Source organism: Paragemmobacter kunshanensis, assembly GCF_011059185.1.
GTDB classification, from domain to species: Bacteria; Pseudomonadota; Alphaproteobacteria; order Rhodobacterales; family Rhodobacteraceae; genus Paragemmobacter; species Paragemmobacter kunshanensis.
This window is the reverse complement of record NZ_JAALFE010000004.1, coordinates 152501-169534: the sequence shown is the minus strand read 5'-3', so window position 1 is coordinate 169534 and position 17034 is coordinate 152501. Positions and strand designations below refer to the sequence as shown.

The following is a 17034-nucleotide window of genomic DNA, read 5'->3' as shown; positions in this document are numbered from 1 at the left end:
CGCGGCAGGGCCCGGGCGTCGTTCCCGGGTTGGCGCGGCCTTGGGCTGGCCATGCTGGCCGGGGCCGTGGCGGCCGCAGGGCAGGCACCGCTTGGCTGGTGGTGGCTGGCCCTGCCTGCGATGGCGTTCCTGATGGACAGGATCATGCGGGCCAGGGCCGGGCGCGGCTGGGTCGCATGGTTCGGCGGGGCGGGCTATTTCGCCGCGGCCCTGGCATGGATCGTGGAGCCGTTCCTGATCGAACCGTGGGTGCATGGCTGGATGGCGCCCTTTGCCGTGGTGCTTCTCTCATTCGGGTTGGCGCTGTTCTGGGCGGTGGCGGCCCTTGCTGCAGGACAGATCGCGCGGGAAGGCCTGCACGGGTTGGGCATGCTTGTCATCGCGATGACGGGCGCGGAACTGGCGCGGGGGCATGTCCTGACGGGCTTTCCCTGGGCCATGCCGGGGCATGTCTGGATCGGCTTCGCCCCGGCACAACTGGCCGCCTATGTCGGCCCCGGGGGGCTGACGCTGTTCACGCTGGCTGTGGCGGCCCTGCTTGCCCGGCGCAGTGTCCTTTCTGGTGCTGCCGCCGTCATCCTGCTGGGGGCGGCCTTCGGTCTGGGGCATTGGCGCGAGAGCTTGCCCCTGCCCGAGCCACGCCCTGCGGTGCTGCGCCTGGTTCAGCCCAATGCCGAGCAGGGGCTGAAATGGGATCCCGAACTGGCGCGGATGTTCTTTGAACGACAGCTTGACTACACGGCGGCGGGATCGCGGCCGGATCTGGCGATCTGGCCGGAAACGGCGGTGCCCTATCTTCTGGAAGACTATCCCGAGGTGGCCCTGCGGATTGCCGAGGCGGGCCGTGGCAGCCCGGTCGCCGTGGGCGTGCAGCGGGTTGACGGCTGGCAGTTCTGGAACAGCCTGGCCGTGATCGGGCCGGACGGACGGGTTGGCGCAAGCTATGACAAGCATCACCTTGTTCCCTTTGGCGAATACATCCCCGCCGGTGACATCCTTTATGACCTGTTCGGTCTGGTGGCCTTTGCAGCACAGCAGGGGAATGGGTATTCGGCCGGTCCCGGCCCTGCCGTGCTGGACCTCGGGGGCGGACTTGGCCGTGTCCTTCCCCTGATCTGCTATGAGGCGATCTTTCCGCAGGACGTGCGCAACGCGCCCCTCCGCGCCGACTGGATCCTGCAGATCACCAATGATGCCTGGTTCGGCACATGGTCCGGCCCGCAGCAGCATCTGGCCCAGGCCCGGCTTCGGGCGATCGAACAGGGGCTGCCCCTTGTGCGCGTGGCCAATACCGGGATCACCGTGGTGACCGATGCACGCGGGCGGATTCTGGACAGCCTGCCCCAGGGCGAGGCGGGCTATATGGATGTCCGCCTTCCGGGGGCCTTGCCGCCCACGCCCTATGCGCGCTGGGGAGAGGTGCCGCTTCTGCTGATCCTGCTGGGATTGCTTGCGGTCGGGGTGCTGACCCAGCGCCGGAAGGTTGCTTGACGCGGGCGGATGCCGGGTCTAGTGAGGCGCATCGAACCGTCACAACGGCTTCCTGGCGTGACGGGGGTAACCCAATGGAGCACTTCCCATGTCCCGTACGAATTATGTCTTCACCTCCGAATCCGTTTCGGAGGGGCATCCCGACAAGGTCTGTGACCGCATCTCTGACGCAGTGCTGGATGCCTTCCTGTCGGAAGAACCGAATGCCCGAGTAGCCTGTGAAACCTTTGCCACCACCAATACGGTTGTCGTGGGCGGGGAAGTGGGTCTGTCCACCGAGGCGGCCACCAAGGCGATGCTTGCACGTGTCGAGGGGATCGTCCGCGACTGCGTGAAGGACATCGGATACGAACAGGACAAGTTCCACTGGAACACCCTGAAGGTTCACAACCTGCTGCACGAACAGTCGGCCCATATCGCGCAGGGCGTGGACCGGGACGGCGCGGGCGATCAGGGCATCATGTTCGGCTATGCCTGCCGCGAGACGCCGGAACTGATGCCGGCACCGATCCAGTATTCCCACGCGATCCTGCGGCGGCTGGCCGAGGTGCGCAAGAATGGCACCGAACCCACGCTGGGGCCGGATGCCAAGTCGCAGCTTTCGCTGCGCTATGAGGATGGCAAGCCCGTCGAGGTGACGTCGATCGTGCTGTCCACCCAGCATCTGGACGAGGCGCAGACCAGCGACGACATCCGCGCCATCGTGGAGCCCTATATCCGCGAGATCCTGCCTGCGGGCTGGATCACCGGGAAGACGGAATGGTGGGTGAACCCGACGGGCAAGTTCGTCATCGGCGGGCCTGACGGGGATGCCGGTCTGACGGGCCGGAAGATCATCGTGGATACCTATGGCGGGGCTGCGCCGCATGGCGGCGGGGCGTTTTCGGGCAAGGATCCCACCAAGGTGGACCGTTCGGCCGCCTATGCCGCGCGCTATCTGGCGAAGAACGTGGTCGCGGCGGGGCTGGCGGATCGCTGCACGCTGCAGGTGTCCTATGCGATCGGCGTGGCAAAGCCCCTGTCGATCTACGTGGATACGCATGGCACGGGCGCGGTGGATGCCGCAGCCATTGAAAAGGCCGTGGCGGAATGCATGGACCTGACGCCGCGCGGCATCCGCACGACGCTGGGATTGAACAAACCGATCTATGCGCGCACCTCGGCCTATGGCCATTTCGGGCGCGAGGCCACGGCGGATGGCGGGTTCAGCTGGGAACGCACCGATCTGGTGGATGCGCTGAAGAAGGCCATCCGCTGACGGCTTGACCCCAAGGCAGTGACAGGGTTAGAGGCCCCGGATCAATTCCGGGGCCTTTTCCATGTCAGACCAGCCTGTGACCGAGCGGCGCAATTTCTATGGGCGCGTTCATGGCAAGACCCTGCGGGCCAGCCAGAAGGGCTATCTGGCCGAGGATCTGGGCAAGGTCCGGCTGCAAGGCGTGTCAGTCGAGGACAATCCGGGCCGCGTTCCCCTTAACACGGCCGGGCTCTTCGGCGGGCGGCCCCTCTGGCTGGAGGTCGGCTTTGGCGGAGGGGAGCATCTGGTTCATATGGCCGCGCGATACCAGGAGGTGGGCATCATCGGCTGCGAGCCTTTCGTGAACGGTGTTGCCATGCTTCTGGGCAAGATCCGCGCGGCAGGGGTGGAGAACCTGGCGATCCATCCGGGCGATGTGCGCGATCTGTTCGACGTTCTGCCCGCTGCGTCGGTGGCGAAGTGTTTCCTGAACTATCCTGATCCCTGGCCCAAGGCGCGGCATCATCGGCGGCGCTTCGTGACGCAGGGATACCTTGGCGCGCTGGCGCGGGTGATGGCGCCGGGGGCAGAGTTCCGGGTTGCCACGGATATCCCCGATTACGTGCGCCAGACGCTGGAAGAGGTGCCCGGTGCGGGCTTCGATCTGGTGGCGCAGGCCGGGGCAGGGGGCGCGTGGGAGGATTGGCTTTCGACCCGCTATGAGCAGAAGGCGTTGCGCGAGGGGCGGTCGCCCCACTACCTGACCTTCCGGCGGAAGGGTTAGGCCAAGTTCACGCCGGGATCGCCCACCATTCGCCGGGGGCCAGCGCGCGGAAACGGTCGGGGCCGATCCCTTTCGCCTCCAGCGCGGCGGTGAGGGCGCGGGGAGGGGCGTCGCGGCCTTCATTCGTCAATTGGAACGTCCCCCAGTGATGGCCCACGGCATGGGTCGCGCCGGACAACAGGAAGCCTTCCACCGCCTCGGCCGGATCCTGATGCTGGTCGCGCATGAACCAGCGGGGTTCATAGGCACCGACGGGCAGGATGGCGGCGCGAATCTTTCCGTGTTTCTGCGGCAGGTCGCGGTAGGGGCGGCCCTGATCGAAACCCGTATCACCGATATGGAAGATGCGCCCTGCGGGCGTGTCGATCAGAAAGGCCGACCAAAGCGCCATGGACCTATCACGCGTGCCGCGTGCCGACCAATGGTGACAGGGTTCGAAATGCACCGTTGCGGGACCAAGGGCGACGGTATGGCCCCAGTTGCCGGTGACGATACGCATGTCGGGAACGGCGTCCTTCACGATCGTGTCGTTGCCAAGGGGCGTGATCACCAATGGATCATGGGCCTGTTTCAACCGGGCGAGAGTGGCAAGGTCGAGATGGTCATAGTGATTGTGGCTGAGCAGGACCGCATCAATGCGGGGCAATGCCTCGAACCGGATGCCGGGGGCAGTGGTGCGGCGGGGACCGGCAAAGGAGAAGGGGCTTGCGCGATCTGACCAGACCGGATCGGTGAGGATGTTCAGGCCCGCGACCTGAACGAGCAATGTCGCATGGCCGACCATTGTGATGATCAGGTCATCGACCCTGGGCGCAGGGATCGCCGGGCGTATCCCAACACTGTCGGGCCAGCGCACGCGTCCCCCCCCGGTCTGCCATTTCAGAAGATCGGCAAAGCCCTTGGGCGGGCTGCCGCCGGGGTTGAAAAAGCGGGTGCCATCGAAATTCGGGCCTGGTGGGCCTTGGTAATAGCGGTTGCGGGCGGGGGACAGGGCAAAGGCTCCGGTTGCGGCGGCGGCAGCGCCAGCGGCGAGAAGGGCAGTCCGGGTAAGGAAGCGGCGGCGGTTCATGTCTTGGATATGCGGGTTCGTTCAAGGTTTTCAACCCGCGCGCGGGGCATGGACCGTTGGCGGCGGTTGCGCTATCAGGCGGGCCGGTATGACAGGGAGATGAAGATGTCCGGCCACGGAGACGCGCAACCCATGATCGCCCGCAAATCCGGCCCCCTGCATGGCGTGGCCGAGGTGCCGGGCGACAAGTCGATCAGCCACCGCGCGCTGATCTTTGGGGCCATGGCCGTGGGCGAGACGCGGGTGACGGGCCTTCTGGAAGGGCAGGATGTGCTGGACACGGCCAAGGCCATGCGGGCCTTCGGGGCCGAGGTCACGCGGCACGGCCAAGGAGAATGGTCGGTGCATGGCGTGGGTGTGGGCGGGTTCCGCGAGCCTTCGGATGTGATTGATTGCGGCAATTCCGGAACCGGCGTGCGGCTGATCATGGGGACGATGGCGACCTCTGCGATCACGGCGACCTTTACCGGCGACGCGTCCTTGCGCAAGCGGCCGATGGGGCGGGTGACGGACCCGCTGTCGCTGTTCGGGGCGCGGGCCTATGGGCGGCAGGGCGGACGGTTGCCCATGACGGTGGTGGGCGCTTCGGACCCGGTGCCGGTGCGCTATGCGCTGCCTGTTGCCAGCGCGCAGGTGAAAAGCGCGGTGCTGCTGGCGGGGCTGAACGCGCCGGGCCAGACGGTGGTGATCGAGAAAGAGCCGACGCGCGACCATTCGGAGCGGATGCTGCTGGGTTTTGGTGCGGAACTGGTGGTGGAGAAGACGGCAGAGGGGAATGTCATCACCCTGACCGGGCGGCCGGAATTGCGGCCCCAGACCGTGGCGGTGCCGCGCGATCCGTCGAGTGCGGCCTTTCCGACCTGCGCGGCGCTGATCGTGGAAGGGTCGGATATAACCGTTCCGGGGGTAAGCCAGAACCTGACGCGGAACGGGTTGTATCTGACGCTGGTCGAGATGGGCGCGGAGATCGCGTTCCTGAACCCGCGGGAAGAGGGCGGGGAGCCGGTGGCCGACCTGCGGGTGCGTTTTTCGCCAGATCTCAAGGGGATAGAGGTGCCGGAGGAACGGGCGCCGTCGATGATCGACGAATATCCGATCCTGTCGGTGGTGGCGGCCTTTGCCGAGGGCGTCACGGTGATGCGCGGCGTGAAGGAGTTGCGGGTCAAGGAAAGCGACCGGATCGACGCCATGGCGCGCGGGCTGGAGGCCTGTGGCGTGCGGATCGAGGAGGATGAGGATACGCTGATCGTTCACGGGATGGGGGCGGGCGGGGTGCCGGGTGGGGCGACATGTGCCACGCATCTGGACCACCGGATCGCGATGAGCTTCCTGGTCTGCGGGATGGCGGCAAAGAAGCCGGTATCGGTGGATGACGCGTCGCCCATCCTGACATCTTTCCCGATCTTCGAGGGGCTGATGACGGGGCTTGGCGCGACTTTGGAACGCGGGTAACGATTTTTCTGCGAAAAATCAGGGGGCTGTCGGCCCCCTCGCCCCTGCGGGGCTCACCCCCTGAGGGTATTTTGGCCAGGATGAAGGGGCGAGGCGGTGATCTTCACGGTGGCAATCGACGGGCCTGCAGCGGCGGGCAAGGGGACGATCTCGCGTGCGGTGGCGGCGCGGTTCGGGTTCCGGCATCTGGATACCGGGCTTCTTTATCGGGCCGTTGGGGCCAAGGGCGGTGATCCTGTGGCTGCGGCTGTGGGGTTGGCGCCTGCCGATCTGGAGCGGGGCGATCTGCGGACGCTGGAGGCGGGGCAGGCGGCTTCGAAAGTGGCGGCGATACCGGAGGTGCGGGCGGCCTTGGTGGCGTTCCAGCGGCGGTTTGCGCGGGCCGAAGGGGGGGCGGTTCTGGACGGGCGGGACATCGGGACGGTGATCTGCCCGGAGGCGGAGGTGAAGCTTTACGTGACCGCCTCGGCCGAGGTGCGGGCCCATAGGCGGTGGCTGGAGGTGGGCGGGGACCTATCTGTTGTGCTGGCCGAGGTGCGGGAGCGGGATGCGCGCGACATGGGGCGGGCGGATGCGCCGCTGAAGGCGGCGGCGGATGCGGTGGTGCTGGATACCAGTGAGATGAGCGTCGAGGAGGCGGTGGAGCGGGCCATTGCTGTGGTTCAGGCACGGATGGAGGGGCGGTGATGGGCATGCGGTTGCCGGAGTTGCAGGGCAAGGCGGTGCTGGTGACGGGGGCCAGCACGGGCATCGGGGCGGCGGTGGCGCGGGCCTTCGCGGCGCAGGGCGCGCGGGTGGGATTGCATTACAATTCCAGCGAAGATGCTGCGAAAGCAGTGGCTTACGAGATCGAGGCGGCAGGCGGGGAGGCGGTGCTGATCCGGGCGGATCTGTCCACCGGGGCGGGAGCGCGGGCGGCGGTGGAGGGGGCCTTGGGGGCCTTTGGGCGGCTGGACGGGTTGATCAACAATGCGGGCGGGATGGTGCGGCGGGTGCCCTATGCCCTTGTTTCCGAAGCGGATTATGACGAGATCATGGATCTGAACGCGCGGTCGGTGGTGGTGGCCTCGCAGGCCGCCATCGCGCCCCTGAAGGCGGCGGGGGGCGGGTTCATCATCAATACCACTTCGGTCGCGGCGCGGAACGGGGCGAGCGGGGGGGCGGGGCTTTATGGTTCGTCCAAGGCCTTTGTCCACAATGTGACGCGGGGGATGGCCAAGGAGTTGATTCCGTTCGGTATTCGGGTGAACGCCGTGGCGCCGGGGGTGATCACCACGCCGTTCCATGAGCGCTATTCGACCGAAGCGCAATTGCAGGCACAGCTTGCCACGATCCCGGCGGGGCGGCTGGGCGGGCCGGAGGATTGTGTGGGGGCCTATCTGTTTCTGGCCTGTGCGAGCCTGTCGGGATATGTCGTGGGGCAGGTGATCGAGGTGAATGGCGGGCAGTTGATGCCCTGAGCCGGGCTTGGTTAACGGGCTGATCGCAAAGGGTTTTTGGCTGGAATCACGGTTGGCGACTGTTCAGCTTTCCAGTGCAGCACGCCAGTGCAGACGGGTGTGCATACAAATTCCGGCAGGCGAGGTGGGGTGATCGTGGTTAAGCGTGCGCTGATGCGCAGAGAGCCGCCCCTTGCCTGCCCGGCCCGCGGCGCAGGGCGGAGGGTTCGCGGCCATAGAGGGTGCGGAAGGCGGCGTTGAAACTGCGGATGCTGCCGAAGCCTGCCTGAAGCGCGATCTCGGCCATGGGCAGATCGGTCTGGTCGATCAGCCGCTTGGCCCGGCCGATGCGCAGGGTGCGGGCGGCCTGAAGCGGGGAGGCCCCGAGATGGCGCAGGAAGAGGCGCGAGAGGTGCCGCGCGCCGATGCCGAGGCGATGGGCCAGCGTCTCGACCGTGGCGTGATCGAGGGCGCCATCCTCGATCATGCGCAGGGCGCGTTCGACGGTGGTTCTGGTGCCGTTCCAGGCCGGGCAGAAGGGGGCGGTTTCCGGGCGGCAGCGCAGGCAGGGCCGGTAGCCCGCCCGTTCCGCCGCCGCCGCCGTGGGGAAGAAGGAGACGTTCCGGGTGAGCGGCTGCTTTACCGGGCAGACGGGGCGGCAATAGATGCCGGTTGTCCGGACCGCCGTGAAGAAGCGGCCGTCATAATCCGGGTCGCGCCGCAGCCGGGCCGTGTTGCATGTGTCGAAATCCAGCATGGGCCAAGGTTAGGCCAAGCCCCGCGATGTGGCGAGGCGCAAGATGTGATGAGGTCCGAAACCTGCCAGACAGGGGACGGGCGGGCCTTTAGGCAGGCGGGGCAGAGACGGGAGGGCAGGCGGGATGCAGATGACGGTGCGGGATTGGGGATTGCTGATCCTTTTGTCCTTTCTGTGGGGCGGGGCCTTTTTCCTTGCGGCGGTCGCGGTGCGGGAGGTGCCGCCGCTGACCATCGTTCTGGCGCGTACGGGGATTGCCGCGCTGGTGCTGGCCGCGGTGATCCGGCCGGGCGGCGATGCCTGGCCCCTTCTGCGCCGGGCGGTTCCCGCCTTTGCGATCATGGGGCTGTTGAACAACCTGGTTCCCTTCAGCCTGCTGTTCTGGGCGCAGACCATGATCCCGAGCGGCCTTGCCGCGATCCTGAATGCGACGACACCGATCTTTTCCATCCTGGTGGCGCATGTCGTGCTGGCCGATGAGCGGATGACGGCGCAGCGGGCCATCGGCATCGGGTTCGGCTTCCTGGGCGTGGTGGTTCTGATCGGGCATCCCGGGCTTGTGGGGGAGGGGCTCGCCCTGACGGGCATGCTGGCCTGCCTTGGCGCGGCGCTGTCCTATGGCGTGGCGGCGAGCTTTGGCCGCCGCTTCCGGGGCATGGGCCTGTCATCGGCGCAGGTGGCGCTGGGGCAGTTGACGGCGACGGCGGTGATGATGATCCCGGTGGCGGGGGTGATCGACCGGCCCTGGGCCCTTGCGATGCCGGGTCTGCCGGTGATTGGCGCGGTGGTGGCGCTGGCGGTGGTGTCGACGGCGCTGGCCTATGTGATCTTCTTTCGGCTGCTGGCCTCTGTAGGGGCGGTGAACACCGCGCTGGTGACGCTGCTGATCCCGCCGAGTGCGATTGTCCTGGGCTGGCTGTTTCTGGGCGAGCGGCTGGGGGGGCAGCATTACGCGGGGATGGGGTTGATCGGGCTGGGGTTGCTGGCGGTCGACGGTCGGGTGCTGCGGCGGTTGGGGTGGGTCGGGGGGGCGGGGTGAACCCCGCCTTACGGGTGTGAGGTTTGGGGGGGCGGGGTGAACCCCGCCTTACGGGTGTGGGTTTGGGGGTGGCGGGGAGACCCCCGCCTTACGGGTGTGGGTTTGGGGGTGGCGGGGTGAACCCCGCCCTACAGGTGCGGTGCTTCGGGGTGGGGGGCGCGGGTCAGATGAGGGCGATGCGTTCGCGCTGGGACGGGTCGGGATAGGGGCGGTAGAGGCCGATTTCGGCGCTTTCGATCATCGCATGCATCTTTTCGTAAAGCTGGACCGCGTGATCATCGGCATCGGCCAGCGCGGTGAAGGCCGCATCCAGCGCGGCCATGCCTTCGATTTCGATCTCCAGCACGAAATCGGTGTGGCGGCCGGAGGCGAGGCCGAACTTGCGGCGCATCAGGCGCCAGTCGGAGACGAGGTTCAGGCTGGCCAGATGGTTGAGCCAGAGGCCCACGGCATGGGCGAAGGAGAGGGCGCGGGCCTCGGGTTTCAGTTCGATGAGGCAGTGATAGGTGTTCATCTTGCGACTCCGTCCGGGGTGGCGACCATCCTGGCGGATGAGGGCCTGACATTCGGTTAAGACGTCCGCGCCGCCCGTTTCCTTAGGGCGAAGCGGCGGGCGGTTTCCCGCGGGGGCGGCGCTTGGCGCTTGTTTTCCTTGGCCCGAGGGACTATAGGCCCCCAATCCTGATGGGAGAGTCGCGGCAGGGCCGGTTTCCGGCGGCGGCGGTCTTTTTCCGGAGGGGCCAGCCAAAGACCTGCGGAGACAACCGCATGGCCCGAAAACCATGACAAAGGACGAACTGCATATGTGCGCGAAAAACGCTATGGAAGAATTCGAAGCCCTTCTGAAGGAGAGCTTCGAGATTGACACCCCCGAAGAGGGAACGGTTGTCAAAGGCAAGGTCATCGCCATCGAGGCGGGCCAGGCCATCGTCGATGTGGGCTACAAGATGGAAGGCCGCATCGACCTGAAGGAATTCGCAAATCCCGGCGAGCAGCCCAACATCAATGTGGGCGACGAGGTCGAGGTCTATCTGGACCGCGTGGAGAATGCCCGCGGTGAAGCGGTCATCAGCCGCGAGAAGGCCCGCCGCGAGGAAGCCTGGGATCGCCTTGAAAAGGCCTATGCCGCCGAGACCCGCGTCGACGGCGCGATCTTCGGCCGCGTCAAGGGTGGCTTTACCGTGGATCTGGGCGGCGCTGTTGCGTTCCTGCCGGGTTCGCAGGTTGACGTGCGCCCCGTGCGTGATGCGGGCCCGCTGATGGGCATGAAGCAGCCCTTCCAGATCCTGAAGATGGACCGTCGCCGCGGCAACATCGTTGTCTCGCGCCGTGCGATCCTTGAGGAAAGCCGTGCGGAACAGCGCGCCGAAGTGATCGGCAACCTGACCGAGGGCCAGACCATCGACGGCGTGGTGAAGAACATCACCGAATACGGCGCCTTCGTCGATCTGGGCGGCGTGGACGGCCTGCTGCACGTGACCGACATGGCCTGGCGCCGGGTGAACCACCCGTCCGAGATCCTGGCCATCGGCGAGACGATCAAGGTGCAGGTCATCAAGATCAACAAGGACACGCACCGCATCAGCCTGGGCATGAAGCAGCTGCAGGCCGATCCGTGGGATGCCGTGGAGCGCGCCTATCCGCTGGGTTCGGTCCACAAGGGCCGCGTGACCAACATCACCGATTACGGCGCCTTCGTGGAGCTGGAAGCCGGTGTCGAGGGTCTGGTCCATGTCTCGGAAATGAGCTGGACGAAGAAGAACGTGCATCCCGGCAAGATCGTCTCTACCTCGCAGGAGGTGGACGTCATGGTGCTGGAGATCGACAGCGCCAAGCGCCGCGTGTCGCTGGGCCTGAAGCAGACGCAGCGCAACCCGTGGGAAGTGTTTGCGGAAACCCATCCGGTCGGGTCGACCATCGAGGGCGAAGTCAAGAACATCACCGAATTCGGTCTGTTCGTCGGCCTGGACAACGATATCGACGGCATGGTCCACCTTTCGGACCTGTCCTGGGATCAGCGCGGCGAGGATGCCATCCAGAACTACCGCAAGGGCGACACGGTCAAGGCCGCGGTCACCGAGGTGGATGTGGAGAAGGAGCGCATCTCGCTGTCGATCAAGGCACTGGGCGACGATTCGTTCACCGATGCGGTGGATGGCGTGAAGCGCGGTTCGGTCATCACGGTTGCCGTGACGGCGATCGAGGATGGCGGGATCGAGGTGGAGTATAACGGCGCCAAGTCGTTCATCCGCCGGTCCGACCTGTCGCGTGATCGGGCCGACCAGCGGCCCGAGCGGTTCCAGGTGGGTGATTCCGTCGATGTGCGGGTGACCAACATCGACCCGAAGACCCGCCGTCTGGGCCTGTCGATCAAGGCGCGCGAGATCGCCGAAGAGAAAGAGGCTGTGGAACAGTATGGCTCGTCCGATTCGGGTGCATCGCTGGGGGATATCCTTGGCGCGGCGCTGAAGGGCGGCAACTGAGCCTGACTTCGGTCTGAAAACACGGAAAGGCCCCGCTTCGGCGGGGCCTTTCTGTTTCGGCGGGCTTGTTCCGGGGGCCCTTGCTGGCGCAAGCTGTGGCCGGATGGCGGTTGCCCGGCGGCCATAGCAGCGGGCCAAACGGATGGTCTGTTTCGTTTTCGTTGTGCGATGGCATTTTTTGCCTATAGTCCAAGGCAAACAACAGCGTGGCAACCGGGCATAACGGGACCACAGGGGGGACTTGGATGATCCGTTCGGAACTGATCCAGAAGATCGCGGATGAGAACCCGCATCTCACGCAGCGCCATGTCGAGCGCATCGTGAACACGGTCTTCGAGGAAATCATCGAAGCCTTGGCCAAGGGGGACCGGGTCGAGCTGCGCGGTTTCGGCGCGTTTTCGGTGAAGTCGCGCGATGCGCGGCTGGGCCGCAACCCGCGCACCGGCGAGGCGGTGAAGGTCGAGGACAAGAAGGTGCCCTTCTTCAAGACCGGAAAGCTGCTGCGCGACCGGCTGAACGGCAAGGTCTGATGCTTTTCCCGGGCCCTGCGTCTTGCATGCGGGGTGGGCTGGCGCGATAGTCGGGGTTCAAGGATGAGGACCCTGGGATGCTGCGCACGCTTCGTTATGCCCTGATCGCCGTCTTGCTGCTGGTGCTGCTGACCATGGCGCTGGCCAATCGGACCGTGGTGCCGGTGCGGTTCCTGCCCGAGGATGTGGGGGCGCTGCTGGGCCTGTCCTGGCAGATGGAACTGCCGCTGTTCCTGGTGATCCTGGGCGGGGTGGCGGCCGGTGTGCTGATCGGGTTCACCTGGGAATGGCTGCGCGAACACAAGCATCGCAAGACGGCAAGCCAGCGCGGGCGGGACCTGGCGCGGCTGGAGCGGGAGCTTGAGGTGATGAGGGATTCCCGCTCGGTGCCGGGGGATGATGTGCTGGCGCTGATCGAGAAGCGCAAGGCGGGCTGAGCCATGGCAGAGGTACGGGTGAAGATCTGCGGTCTGCGGACCGTGGCGGATGTGGATGCCGTGGCGGCGGCGGGGGCGGGTTATGCGGGGTTCAACTTCTTTGCCCCCTCGCCGCGTTTCGTGACGGTGGAGGCGGCGCGGGCGCTGGCGCTGGCTGCGCCGCCGGGGCTGTGCAAGGTGGCGTTGGTGGTGGATGCGGATGACGCGACGCTGGATGCCATCGTGGCGGGGGTGCCGCTGGACATGCTGCAACTGCATGGACATGAGAGCGTGGCGCGGGTGGCCGAGATCCGGGCGCGGTATGGATTGCCGGTGATGAAGGTGATCGGGGTGGCGGGCGAGGCGGATCTGGCCGCGCTGACCGAGATTTCGCTGGCGGCGGATCAGTTGCTGATCGACGCCAAGCCGCCGAAGGATGCCGTGCTGCCGGGGGGGAACGGGCTGGCCTTCGACTGGCGGCTGCTGGTGGGGCGGAAATGGCTGAAGCCCTGGATGCTGGCCGGGGGTCTGACGCCCGGGAACGTGGCCGAGGCGGTGCGTCTGACGGGGGCGCGGCAGGTGGATGTGGCATCGGGTGTGGAAAGCGCGCCGGGGGTGAAGGATGCGGCGCGGATCGCGGATTTCGTGCGGGCGGCGCAGGGGTAGCGAATTCTGTCGCAGAATTCGCGACGGAATTTGACGCAAATTCCGGTTTGCGGCCGTTCGATACCGGGCGGGCCGGGGCGCGGGGTGCGGCCCGGATCGCGGATTTCGTGCGGGCGGCGCAGGGGGTGCGAATTCTGCCGCAGAATTCGCGACGGAATTTGATGCAAATTCCGGTTGGGGCCGTTCGGTGCCTTGTGGGCAGGGGCGTGGAAAGCGCGCCCGGACAGAAGGATGCGGGGAGGATCGCGGCCTTTGTCCGGGCGGCGGGGTGATCCCGGGGGGAGCGTCCCGGGATCGGGGACCGCTTACATCGCGGGCAGGATCGTCAGGTCGCGGATCGGCTGGTCGGTGCCGGTGATCGGCATCGTGCCGGAAACCATGCCGGTGGCGAGGTCGAGCTTGTGCAGCCCGCCCATGGCTGCGATCCAGGCGGTGTTGGTGCCATCGGCGGTGGTGGCGATATCCATCGCGACGGGGCCGTCCAGCGTGACGCCGAGGCTGCCGATGGTGGCAAGCGTGCCGTCATTCGGCGCGGTCTGCTGCAGGAGCGCGTTGAGGCCCGCGTCGATGTCGAACATCGCGGTCTTTTCCGGCTTGCCGTAGCTGTTGGTATAGGCAACGGCGACGACCATCGGCAGGACCGAGGCATTGGCATCGGCGGGATCGAAGTTCAGCGCGCCGTCCACGGTGACTTCGCCCGTGGCCATGTCGACGCGGTGGTTCGTGGTGCCGGACATGAAGCGCAGCTTGTCGGCGGCGGGGTTCACATCGACGATCACGGCGGCGCCGTCGGCGACGGGCAGCATGGTGTTCATCTTGGCCATTTCCATGGTGGCGCCGGTCATCGGGTCGATTTCCACGATGGTCTGGGCATCGGTGACGCCGATGATCTTGCCGGTGCCGGGGCGGTAGTCGATGCCGAGCAGACGGGTGACACCCTGCGCCTCGACGCTGCCCGTCACGGCGGCGGTGGCGGTGTCGATCATCAACAGCGTGCGGTCGCCCGACAGACCCAGCGCAGTTTCGGCATGGGCCGCACCCGTGGCGGCGGCGGCGAGGATGAGGGTTGTCGTAAGCGTCTTCATGGCATTGCTCCTGTCCATTGATTGCAACGGGCGGAGCTACGTAAGCGAGGCGGGCGGAGTTTCAGCGGGCGGTGTTCACGAAAGCGTCAGAGGCGGGCGGTTGGGCGGGCGGTTGGGCGAGGCGAATTCTGAGGCGAGACATTCGCGGCGGAATCTGGCGCAAATTCCGGGGGGGACATCGGGTCGATGTCCGGGTGTGCGGGCGATGCGGGATGGGGGCGAAATCTGCGTCAGATTTCGGACCGGAGTTTGCGTCAAACTCCGCCTTTCCTGTGGCGGCCAAGGGCGCTACATCGGGGGGGAGAGAACAGGGAGTGCGGGCGATGGCCGAGGACGGGATCAACAGCTTCATGACCGGGCCGGACGAGGCCGGGCGGTTCGGCATCTTTGGCGGGCGGTTCGTGTCCGAGACGCTGATGCCGCTGATCCTGGAGCTGGAAGAGCGCTATGATTTCGCCAAGACCGACCCGAGCTTCTGGGCGGAGATGGACGATCTGTGGAAGCATTACGTGGGCCGCCCCTCGCCGCTCTATCATGCCGAGCGCCTGACCGCGCATCTGGGTGGCGCGAAGATCTACATGAAGCGCGACGAGCTGAACCATACCGGCGCGCACAAGATCAACAATGTGCTGGGCCAGATCATCCTGGCCCGCCGGATGGGCAAGACGCGGATCATTGCCGAAACGGGCGCGGGGCAGCATGGCGTGGCGACGGCCACGGTCTGCGCCAAGTTCGGGTTGAAATGCGTGGTCTACATGGGCGCGCATGATGTGGAGCGGCAGGCGCCCAATGTGTTCCGCATGAAGCTTCTGGGGGCGGAGGTGATTCCCGTCACCTCGGGCCGGGGGACGCTGAAGGATGCGATGAACGATGCGCTGCGCGACTGGGTGACCAATGTGCGCGACACCTTCTATTGCATCGGCACGGTGGCGGGGCCGCATCCCTATCCGGCGATGGTGCGCGACTTCCAGTCGATCATCGGGAAGGAAGTGCGCTGGCAACTGGCGGAACAGGAAGGCGAGGGGCGGCTGCCCGATACGGTGATTGCGGCGATCGGGGGCGGGTCGAACGCGATGGGGCTGTTCTATCCCTTCCTGGACGATCCTTCCGTGCGGATCATCGGGGTCGAGGCGGGCGGCAAGGGCGTGGATGACCGGATGCAGCATTGCGCGTCGCTGACGGGCGGGCGTCCGGGGGTGCTGCATGGCAACCGGACCTATCTGTTGCAGGATCCGGACGGGCAGATCCTTGAAGGGTTCTCGATCAGCGCGGGGCTGGACTATCCGGGGATCGGGCCGGAGCATGCCTGGCTGCATGACACGGGGCGCGCGGAATATGTGAGCATCACGGATGCCGAGGCGCTGGAGGCGTTCCAGCTGTCGTGCAGGCTGGAGGGGATCATCCCGGCGCTGGAGCCGAGCCACGCGCTGGCCCATGTGATGAAGATCGCGCCGGGGCTGCCGAAGGACCATATCATCGTGATGAACATGTGCGGGCGGGGGGACAAGGACATCTTTACCGTGGCCAAGCATCTGGGCGTGGACATGAAGGTCTGACGCGCGGGGCGCGCGCGACCTGCCGGGAATGGCCAAAGGCCCCCGTCCTGTGAAGGGCGGGGGCCTTTTGCTGCGCGGGAGGACGGCGGCGGGGCCGTAAACTTGCGTTTATCGCGGGGAAGGGACCGGGGGTTGAGCCGTCTAGGCCCCCGGTTGATAGGCACGCGCGCCTGTCCCGTGGCAAGGCGGGCCGTCGGCCGGGAATCACCCCGGGCAGGGCAGGGCGGGGCCGGTGCGGCCCCTGCCTGCCTGTGCGTGACCGGCCCGGAAAGGCGATGGTGCGGAGATGGACCGAGACAGCAGCAGGGCCCCGGCGGGGGGCCTGGGGCGGGGGCGGCAGGACGGCCGGCAGGGCGGGCGGCGGGGCCGTTTGCGGGCTGGCCCGGTTCCTGCCGCAATTGCCATGAAAATGACGCGGCGGGGTCATTTCACGACACTTTTAACATTGGATAACGCGACGACTGCCTTGGGGCGGTCTTGCCCTAGAGGGGGTATATGATGATGGCACGCAAGGTTATGGGCGCACTCGTGATGGGTGCTTTGGGGGCCGGATCGGCCCTTGCCGACAGCGTTTCGGACAACATCGTGGCCCAGCTTGAGACGCAAGGATTCCGGAACGTGTCCACCGAGCGCACATGGCTTGGCCGGACCCGGATCATTGCGGAAGGCGAGGCCGGGCAACGCGAGATCGTCGTCAATCCGAACAATGGCGAGATTCTGCGCGACATGTTCGTGGAAGCGGGCGGCGGCGACGGCGCGGGTCGGCAGATCCTGCAGACCGCCGACACTTCCGCAGCGCTTGCTGGCGGCGTCGGCATTGCCGCGACCAAGGACAAGGTGGAAGAGGCGAAAGTGAGTGCAGCGGGGAGCAATCGCGGCGGTGGCCGCGAAGACGGATCCCGCGGCCGTGGGGAAACATCCAGGGATGACCGTGGTGGAAGAACCGATGCTGGAAACGGCGGACCGGGTGGCTGAAGCCGCCCTTGATCCGATGAGCCGGCGGTGCCACGCGTGACGGGGCGCTGGTTCA

At 66.5% G+C, this 17034-nt stretch carries 17 protein-coding genes and 1 riboswitch; of the genes, 13 read left to right on the top strand and 4 right to left on the bottom strand.

Going from position 1 to position 17034, the window contains the following annotated elements:
• Window positions 1-51 precede the first annotated feature (51 nt).
• The 3 genes from lnt (at window position 52) to trmB (ending at window position 3512) form a co-directional block, all read left to right on the top strand.
• Entirely contained in the window at window positions 52-1491 is a 1440-nt protein-coding gene (lnt, locus tag G5V65_RS06035) for an apolipoprotein N-acyltransferase (RefSeq protein ID WP_165047898.1), read from the top strand.
• Between the two features lie 33 nt (window positions 1492-1524).
• Window positions 1525-1573, top strand: a riboswitch (SAM-SAH riboswitch).
• 6 nt (window positions 1574-1579) lie between these two features.
• On the top strand, window positions 1580-2749 hold the full coding sequence (metK, locus tag G5V65_RS06030) for a methionine adenosyltransferase (protein ID WP_165047897.1): 1170 nt from the start codon (window positions 1580-1582) through the stop codon (window positions 2747-2749).
• Between the two features lie 61 nt (window positions 2750-2810).
• Window positions 2811-3512 carry a tRNA (guanine(46)-N(7))-methyltransferase TrmB gene (gene trmB / locus G5V65_RS06025; protein WP_165047895.1) on the top strand — a complete coding sequence of 234 codons (702 nt, stop codon included), beginning with the start codon at window positions 2811-2813 and terminating at the stop codon, window positions 3510-3512.
• Window positions 3513-3519: 7 nt separating this feature from the next.
• Here trmB and G5V65_RS06020 read toward each other — a convergent pair whose 3' ends face one another.
• Window positions 3520-4581 (bottom strand): MBL fold metallo-hydrolase, encoded by a 1062-nt coding sequence (locus tag G5V65_RS06020; RefSeq protein ID WP_165047893.1) that lies wholly within the window; start codon window positions 4579-4581, stop codon window positions 3520-3522.
• 105 nt (window positions 4582-4686) lie between these two features.
• Here G5V65_RS06020 and aroA point away from each other — a divergent pair, with 105 nt between their 5' ends.
• From aroA to G5V65_RS06005, 3 genes are all read left to right on the top strand, one after another.
• The gene (gene aroA, locus G5V65_RS06015) at window positions 4687-6033 is read left to right on the top strand and encodes a 3-phosphoshikimate 1-carboxyvinyltransferase (RefSeq protein ID WP_165047891.1); all 1347 of its coding nucleotides are present in this window, start codon (window positions 4687-4689) and stop codon (window positions 6031-6033) included.
• Window positions 6034-6129: 96 nt separating this feature from the next.
• Window positions 6130-6720: a (d)CMP kinase gene (locus G5V65_RS06010; RefSeq protein ID WP_165047888.1), complete on the top strand. Its 591-nt coding sequence runs from the start codon at window positions 6130-6132 to the stop codon at window positions 6718-6720.
• Window positions 6720-7493, top strand: coding sequence for an SDR family NAD(P)-dependent oxidoreductase (locus G5V65_RS06005; protein ID WP_165047885.1), 774 nt, complete (start codon window positions 6720-6722; stop codon window positions 7491-7493). The genes G5V65_RS06010 and G5V65_RS06005 overlap by 1 nt, the downstream gene beginning before the upstream one ends.
• Window positions 7494-7632: 139 nt before the next feature.
• Here the strand turns inward: G5V65_RS06005 and G5V65_RS06000 are convergent, their stop codons facing one another.
• On the bottom strand, window positions 7633-8229 hold the full coding sequence (locus G5V65_RS06000) for a bifunctional transcriptional activator/DNA repair enzyme AdaA (RefSeq protein ID WP_165047883.1): 597 nt from the start codon (window positions 8227-8229) through the stop codon (window positions 7633-7635).
• A gap of 130 nt (window positions 8230-8359) precedes the next feature.
• Between G5V65_RS06000 and G5V65_RS05995 the strand changes: the two genes are divergently transcribed.
• Complete coding sequence (locus tag G5V65_RS05995) at window positions 8360-9268, top strand: DMT family transporter (RefSeq protein ID WP_165047881.1); 909 nt, start codon at window positions 8360-8362, stop codon at window positions 9266-9268.
• 163 nt (window positions 9269-9431) lie between these two features.
• Here the strand turns inward: G5V65_RS05995 and G5V65_RS05990 are convergent, their stop codons facing one another.
• Entirely contained in the window at window positions 9432-9782 is a 351-nt protein-coding gene (locus G5V65_RS05990; protein ID WP_165047879.1) for a DUF6614 family protein, read from the bottom strand.
• A 289-nt stretch (window positions 9783-10071) separates the two neighbouring features.
• On the opposite strand from G5V65_RS05990, the gene rpsA reads away from it, so the two are divergent.
• From rpsA to G5V65_RS05970, 4 genes are all read left to right on the top strand, one after another.
• On the top strand, window positions 10072-11751 hold the full coding sequence (gene rpsA, locus G5V65_RS05985) for a 30S ribosomal protein S1 (protein ID WP_165048114.1): 1680 nt from the start codon (window positions 10072-10074) through the stop codon (window positions 11749-11751).
• Between the two features lie 245 nt (window positions 11752-11996).
• A complete protein-coding gene (ihfB, locus tag G5V65_RS05980; protein ID WP_165047877.1) occupies window positions 11997-12281 on the top strand; it encodes an integration host factor subunit beta in 285 nt (94 codons plus the stop codon).
• A gap of 77 nt (window positions 12282-12358) precedes the next feature.
• Window positions 12359-12718 carry a LapA family protein gene (locus G5V65_RS05975; RefSeq protein ID WP_241250463.1) on the top strand — a complete coding sequence of 120 codons (360 nt, stop codon included), beginning with the start codon at window positions 12359-12361 and terminating at the stop codon, window positions 12716-12718.
• A gap of 3 nt (window positions 12719-12721) precedes the next feature.
• Entirely contained in the window at window positions 12722-13363 is a 642-nt protein-coding gene (locus tag G5V65_RS05970) for a phosphoribosylanthranilate isomerase (RefSeq protein ID WP_165047875.1), read from the top strand.
• A gap of 305 nt (window positions 13364-13668) precedes the next feature.
• On the opposite strand, the gene G5V65_RS05965 is transcribed toward G5V65_RS05970, so the two are convergent.
• Complete coding sequence (locus G5V65_RS05965; RefSeq protein WP_165047873.1) at window positions 13669-14448, bottom strand: DUF4394 domain-containing protein; 780 nt, start codon at window positions 14446-14448, stop codon at window positions 13669-13671.
• A gap of 323 nt (window positions 14449-14771) precedes the next feature.
• On the opposite strand from G5V65_RS05965, the gene trpB reads away from it, so the two are divergent.
• Together trpB and G5V65_RS05955 are read left to right on the top strand one after the other, a co-directional pair.
• Window positions 14772-16004, top strand: a complete 1233-nt coding sequence (trpB, locus tag G5V65_RS05960; RefSeq protein ID WP_165047871.1) for a tryptophan synthase subunit beta — start codon at window positions 14772-14774, stop codon at window positions 16002-16004.
• Between the two features lie 498 nt (window positions 16005-16502).
• Entirely contained in the window at window positions 16503-16979 is a 477-nt protein-coding gene (locus G5V65_RS05955) for a hypothetical protein (protein WP_165047869.1), read from the top strand.
• Window positions 16980-17034 lie beyond the last annotated feature (55 nt).

Coding starts and splice junctions, on each gene's coding strand:
- G5V65_RS06020 (WP_165047893.1), bottom strand. CDS start 4,581: ATGAACCGCCGCCGCTTCCTTACCCGGACTGCCCTTCTCGCCGCTGGC.
- ihfB (WP_165047877.1), top strand. CDS start 11,997: ATGATCCGTTCGGAACTGATCCAGAAGATCGCGGATGAGAACCCGCAT.
- G5V65_RS06000 (WP_165047883.1), bottom strand. CDS start 8,229: ATGCTGGATTTCGACACATGCAACACGGCCCGGCTGCGGCGCGACCCG.
- lnt (WP_165047898.1), top strand. CDS start 52: ATGCTGGCCGGGGCCGTGGCGGCCGCAGGGCAGGCACCGCTTGGCTGG.
- G5V65_RS06005 (WP_165047885.1), top strand. CDS start 6,720: ATGGGCATGCGGTTGCCGGAGTTGCAGGGCAAGGCGGTGCTGGTGACG.
- G5V65_RS05965 (WP_165047873.1), bottom strand. CDS start 14,448: ATGAAGACGCTTACGACAACCCTCATCCTCGCCGCCGCCGCCACGGGT.
- G5V65_RS05970 (WP_165047875.1), top strand. CDS start 12,722: ATGGCAGAGGTACGGGTGAAGATCTGCGGTCTGCGGACCGTGGCGGAT.
- metK (WP_165047897.1), top strand. CDS start 1,580: ATGTCCCGTACGAATTATGTCTTCACCTCCGAATCCGTTTCGGAGGGG.
- G5V65_RS05995 (WP_165047881.1), top strand. CDS start 8,360: ATGACGGTGCGGGATTGGGGATTGCTGATCCTTTTGTCCTTTCTGTGG.
- trpB (WP_165047871.1), top strand. CDS start 14,772: ATGGCCGAGGACGGGATCAACAGCTTCATGACCGGGCCGGACGAGGCC.
- G5V65_RS05955 (WP_165047869.1), top strand. CDS start 16,503: ATGATGGCACGCAAGGTTATGGGCGCACTCGTGATGGGTGCTTTGGGG.
- G5V65_RS05990 (WP_165047879.1), bottom strand. CDS start 9,782: ATGAACACCTATCACTGCCTCATCGAACTGAAACCCGAGGCCCGCGCC.
- rpsA (WP_165048114.1), top strand. CDS start 10,072: ATGTGCGCGAAAAACGCTATGGAAGAATTCGAAGCCCTTCTGAAGGAG.
- trmB (WP_165047895.1), top strand. CDS start 2,811: ATGTCAGACCAGCCTGTGACCGAGCGGCGCAATTTCTATGGGCGCGTT.
- aroA (WP_165047891.1), top strand. CDS start 4,687: ATGTCCGGCCACGGAGACGCGCAACCCATGATCGCCCGCAAATCCGGC.
- G5V65_RS05975 (WP_241250463.1), top strand. CDS start 12,359: ATGCTGCGCACGCTTCGTTATGCCCTGATCGCCGTCTTGCTGCTGGTG.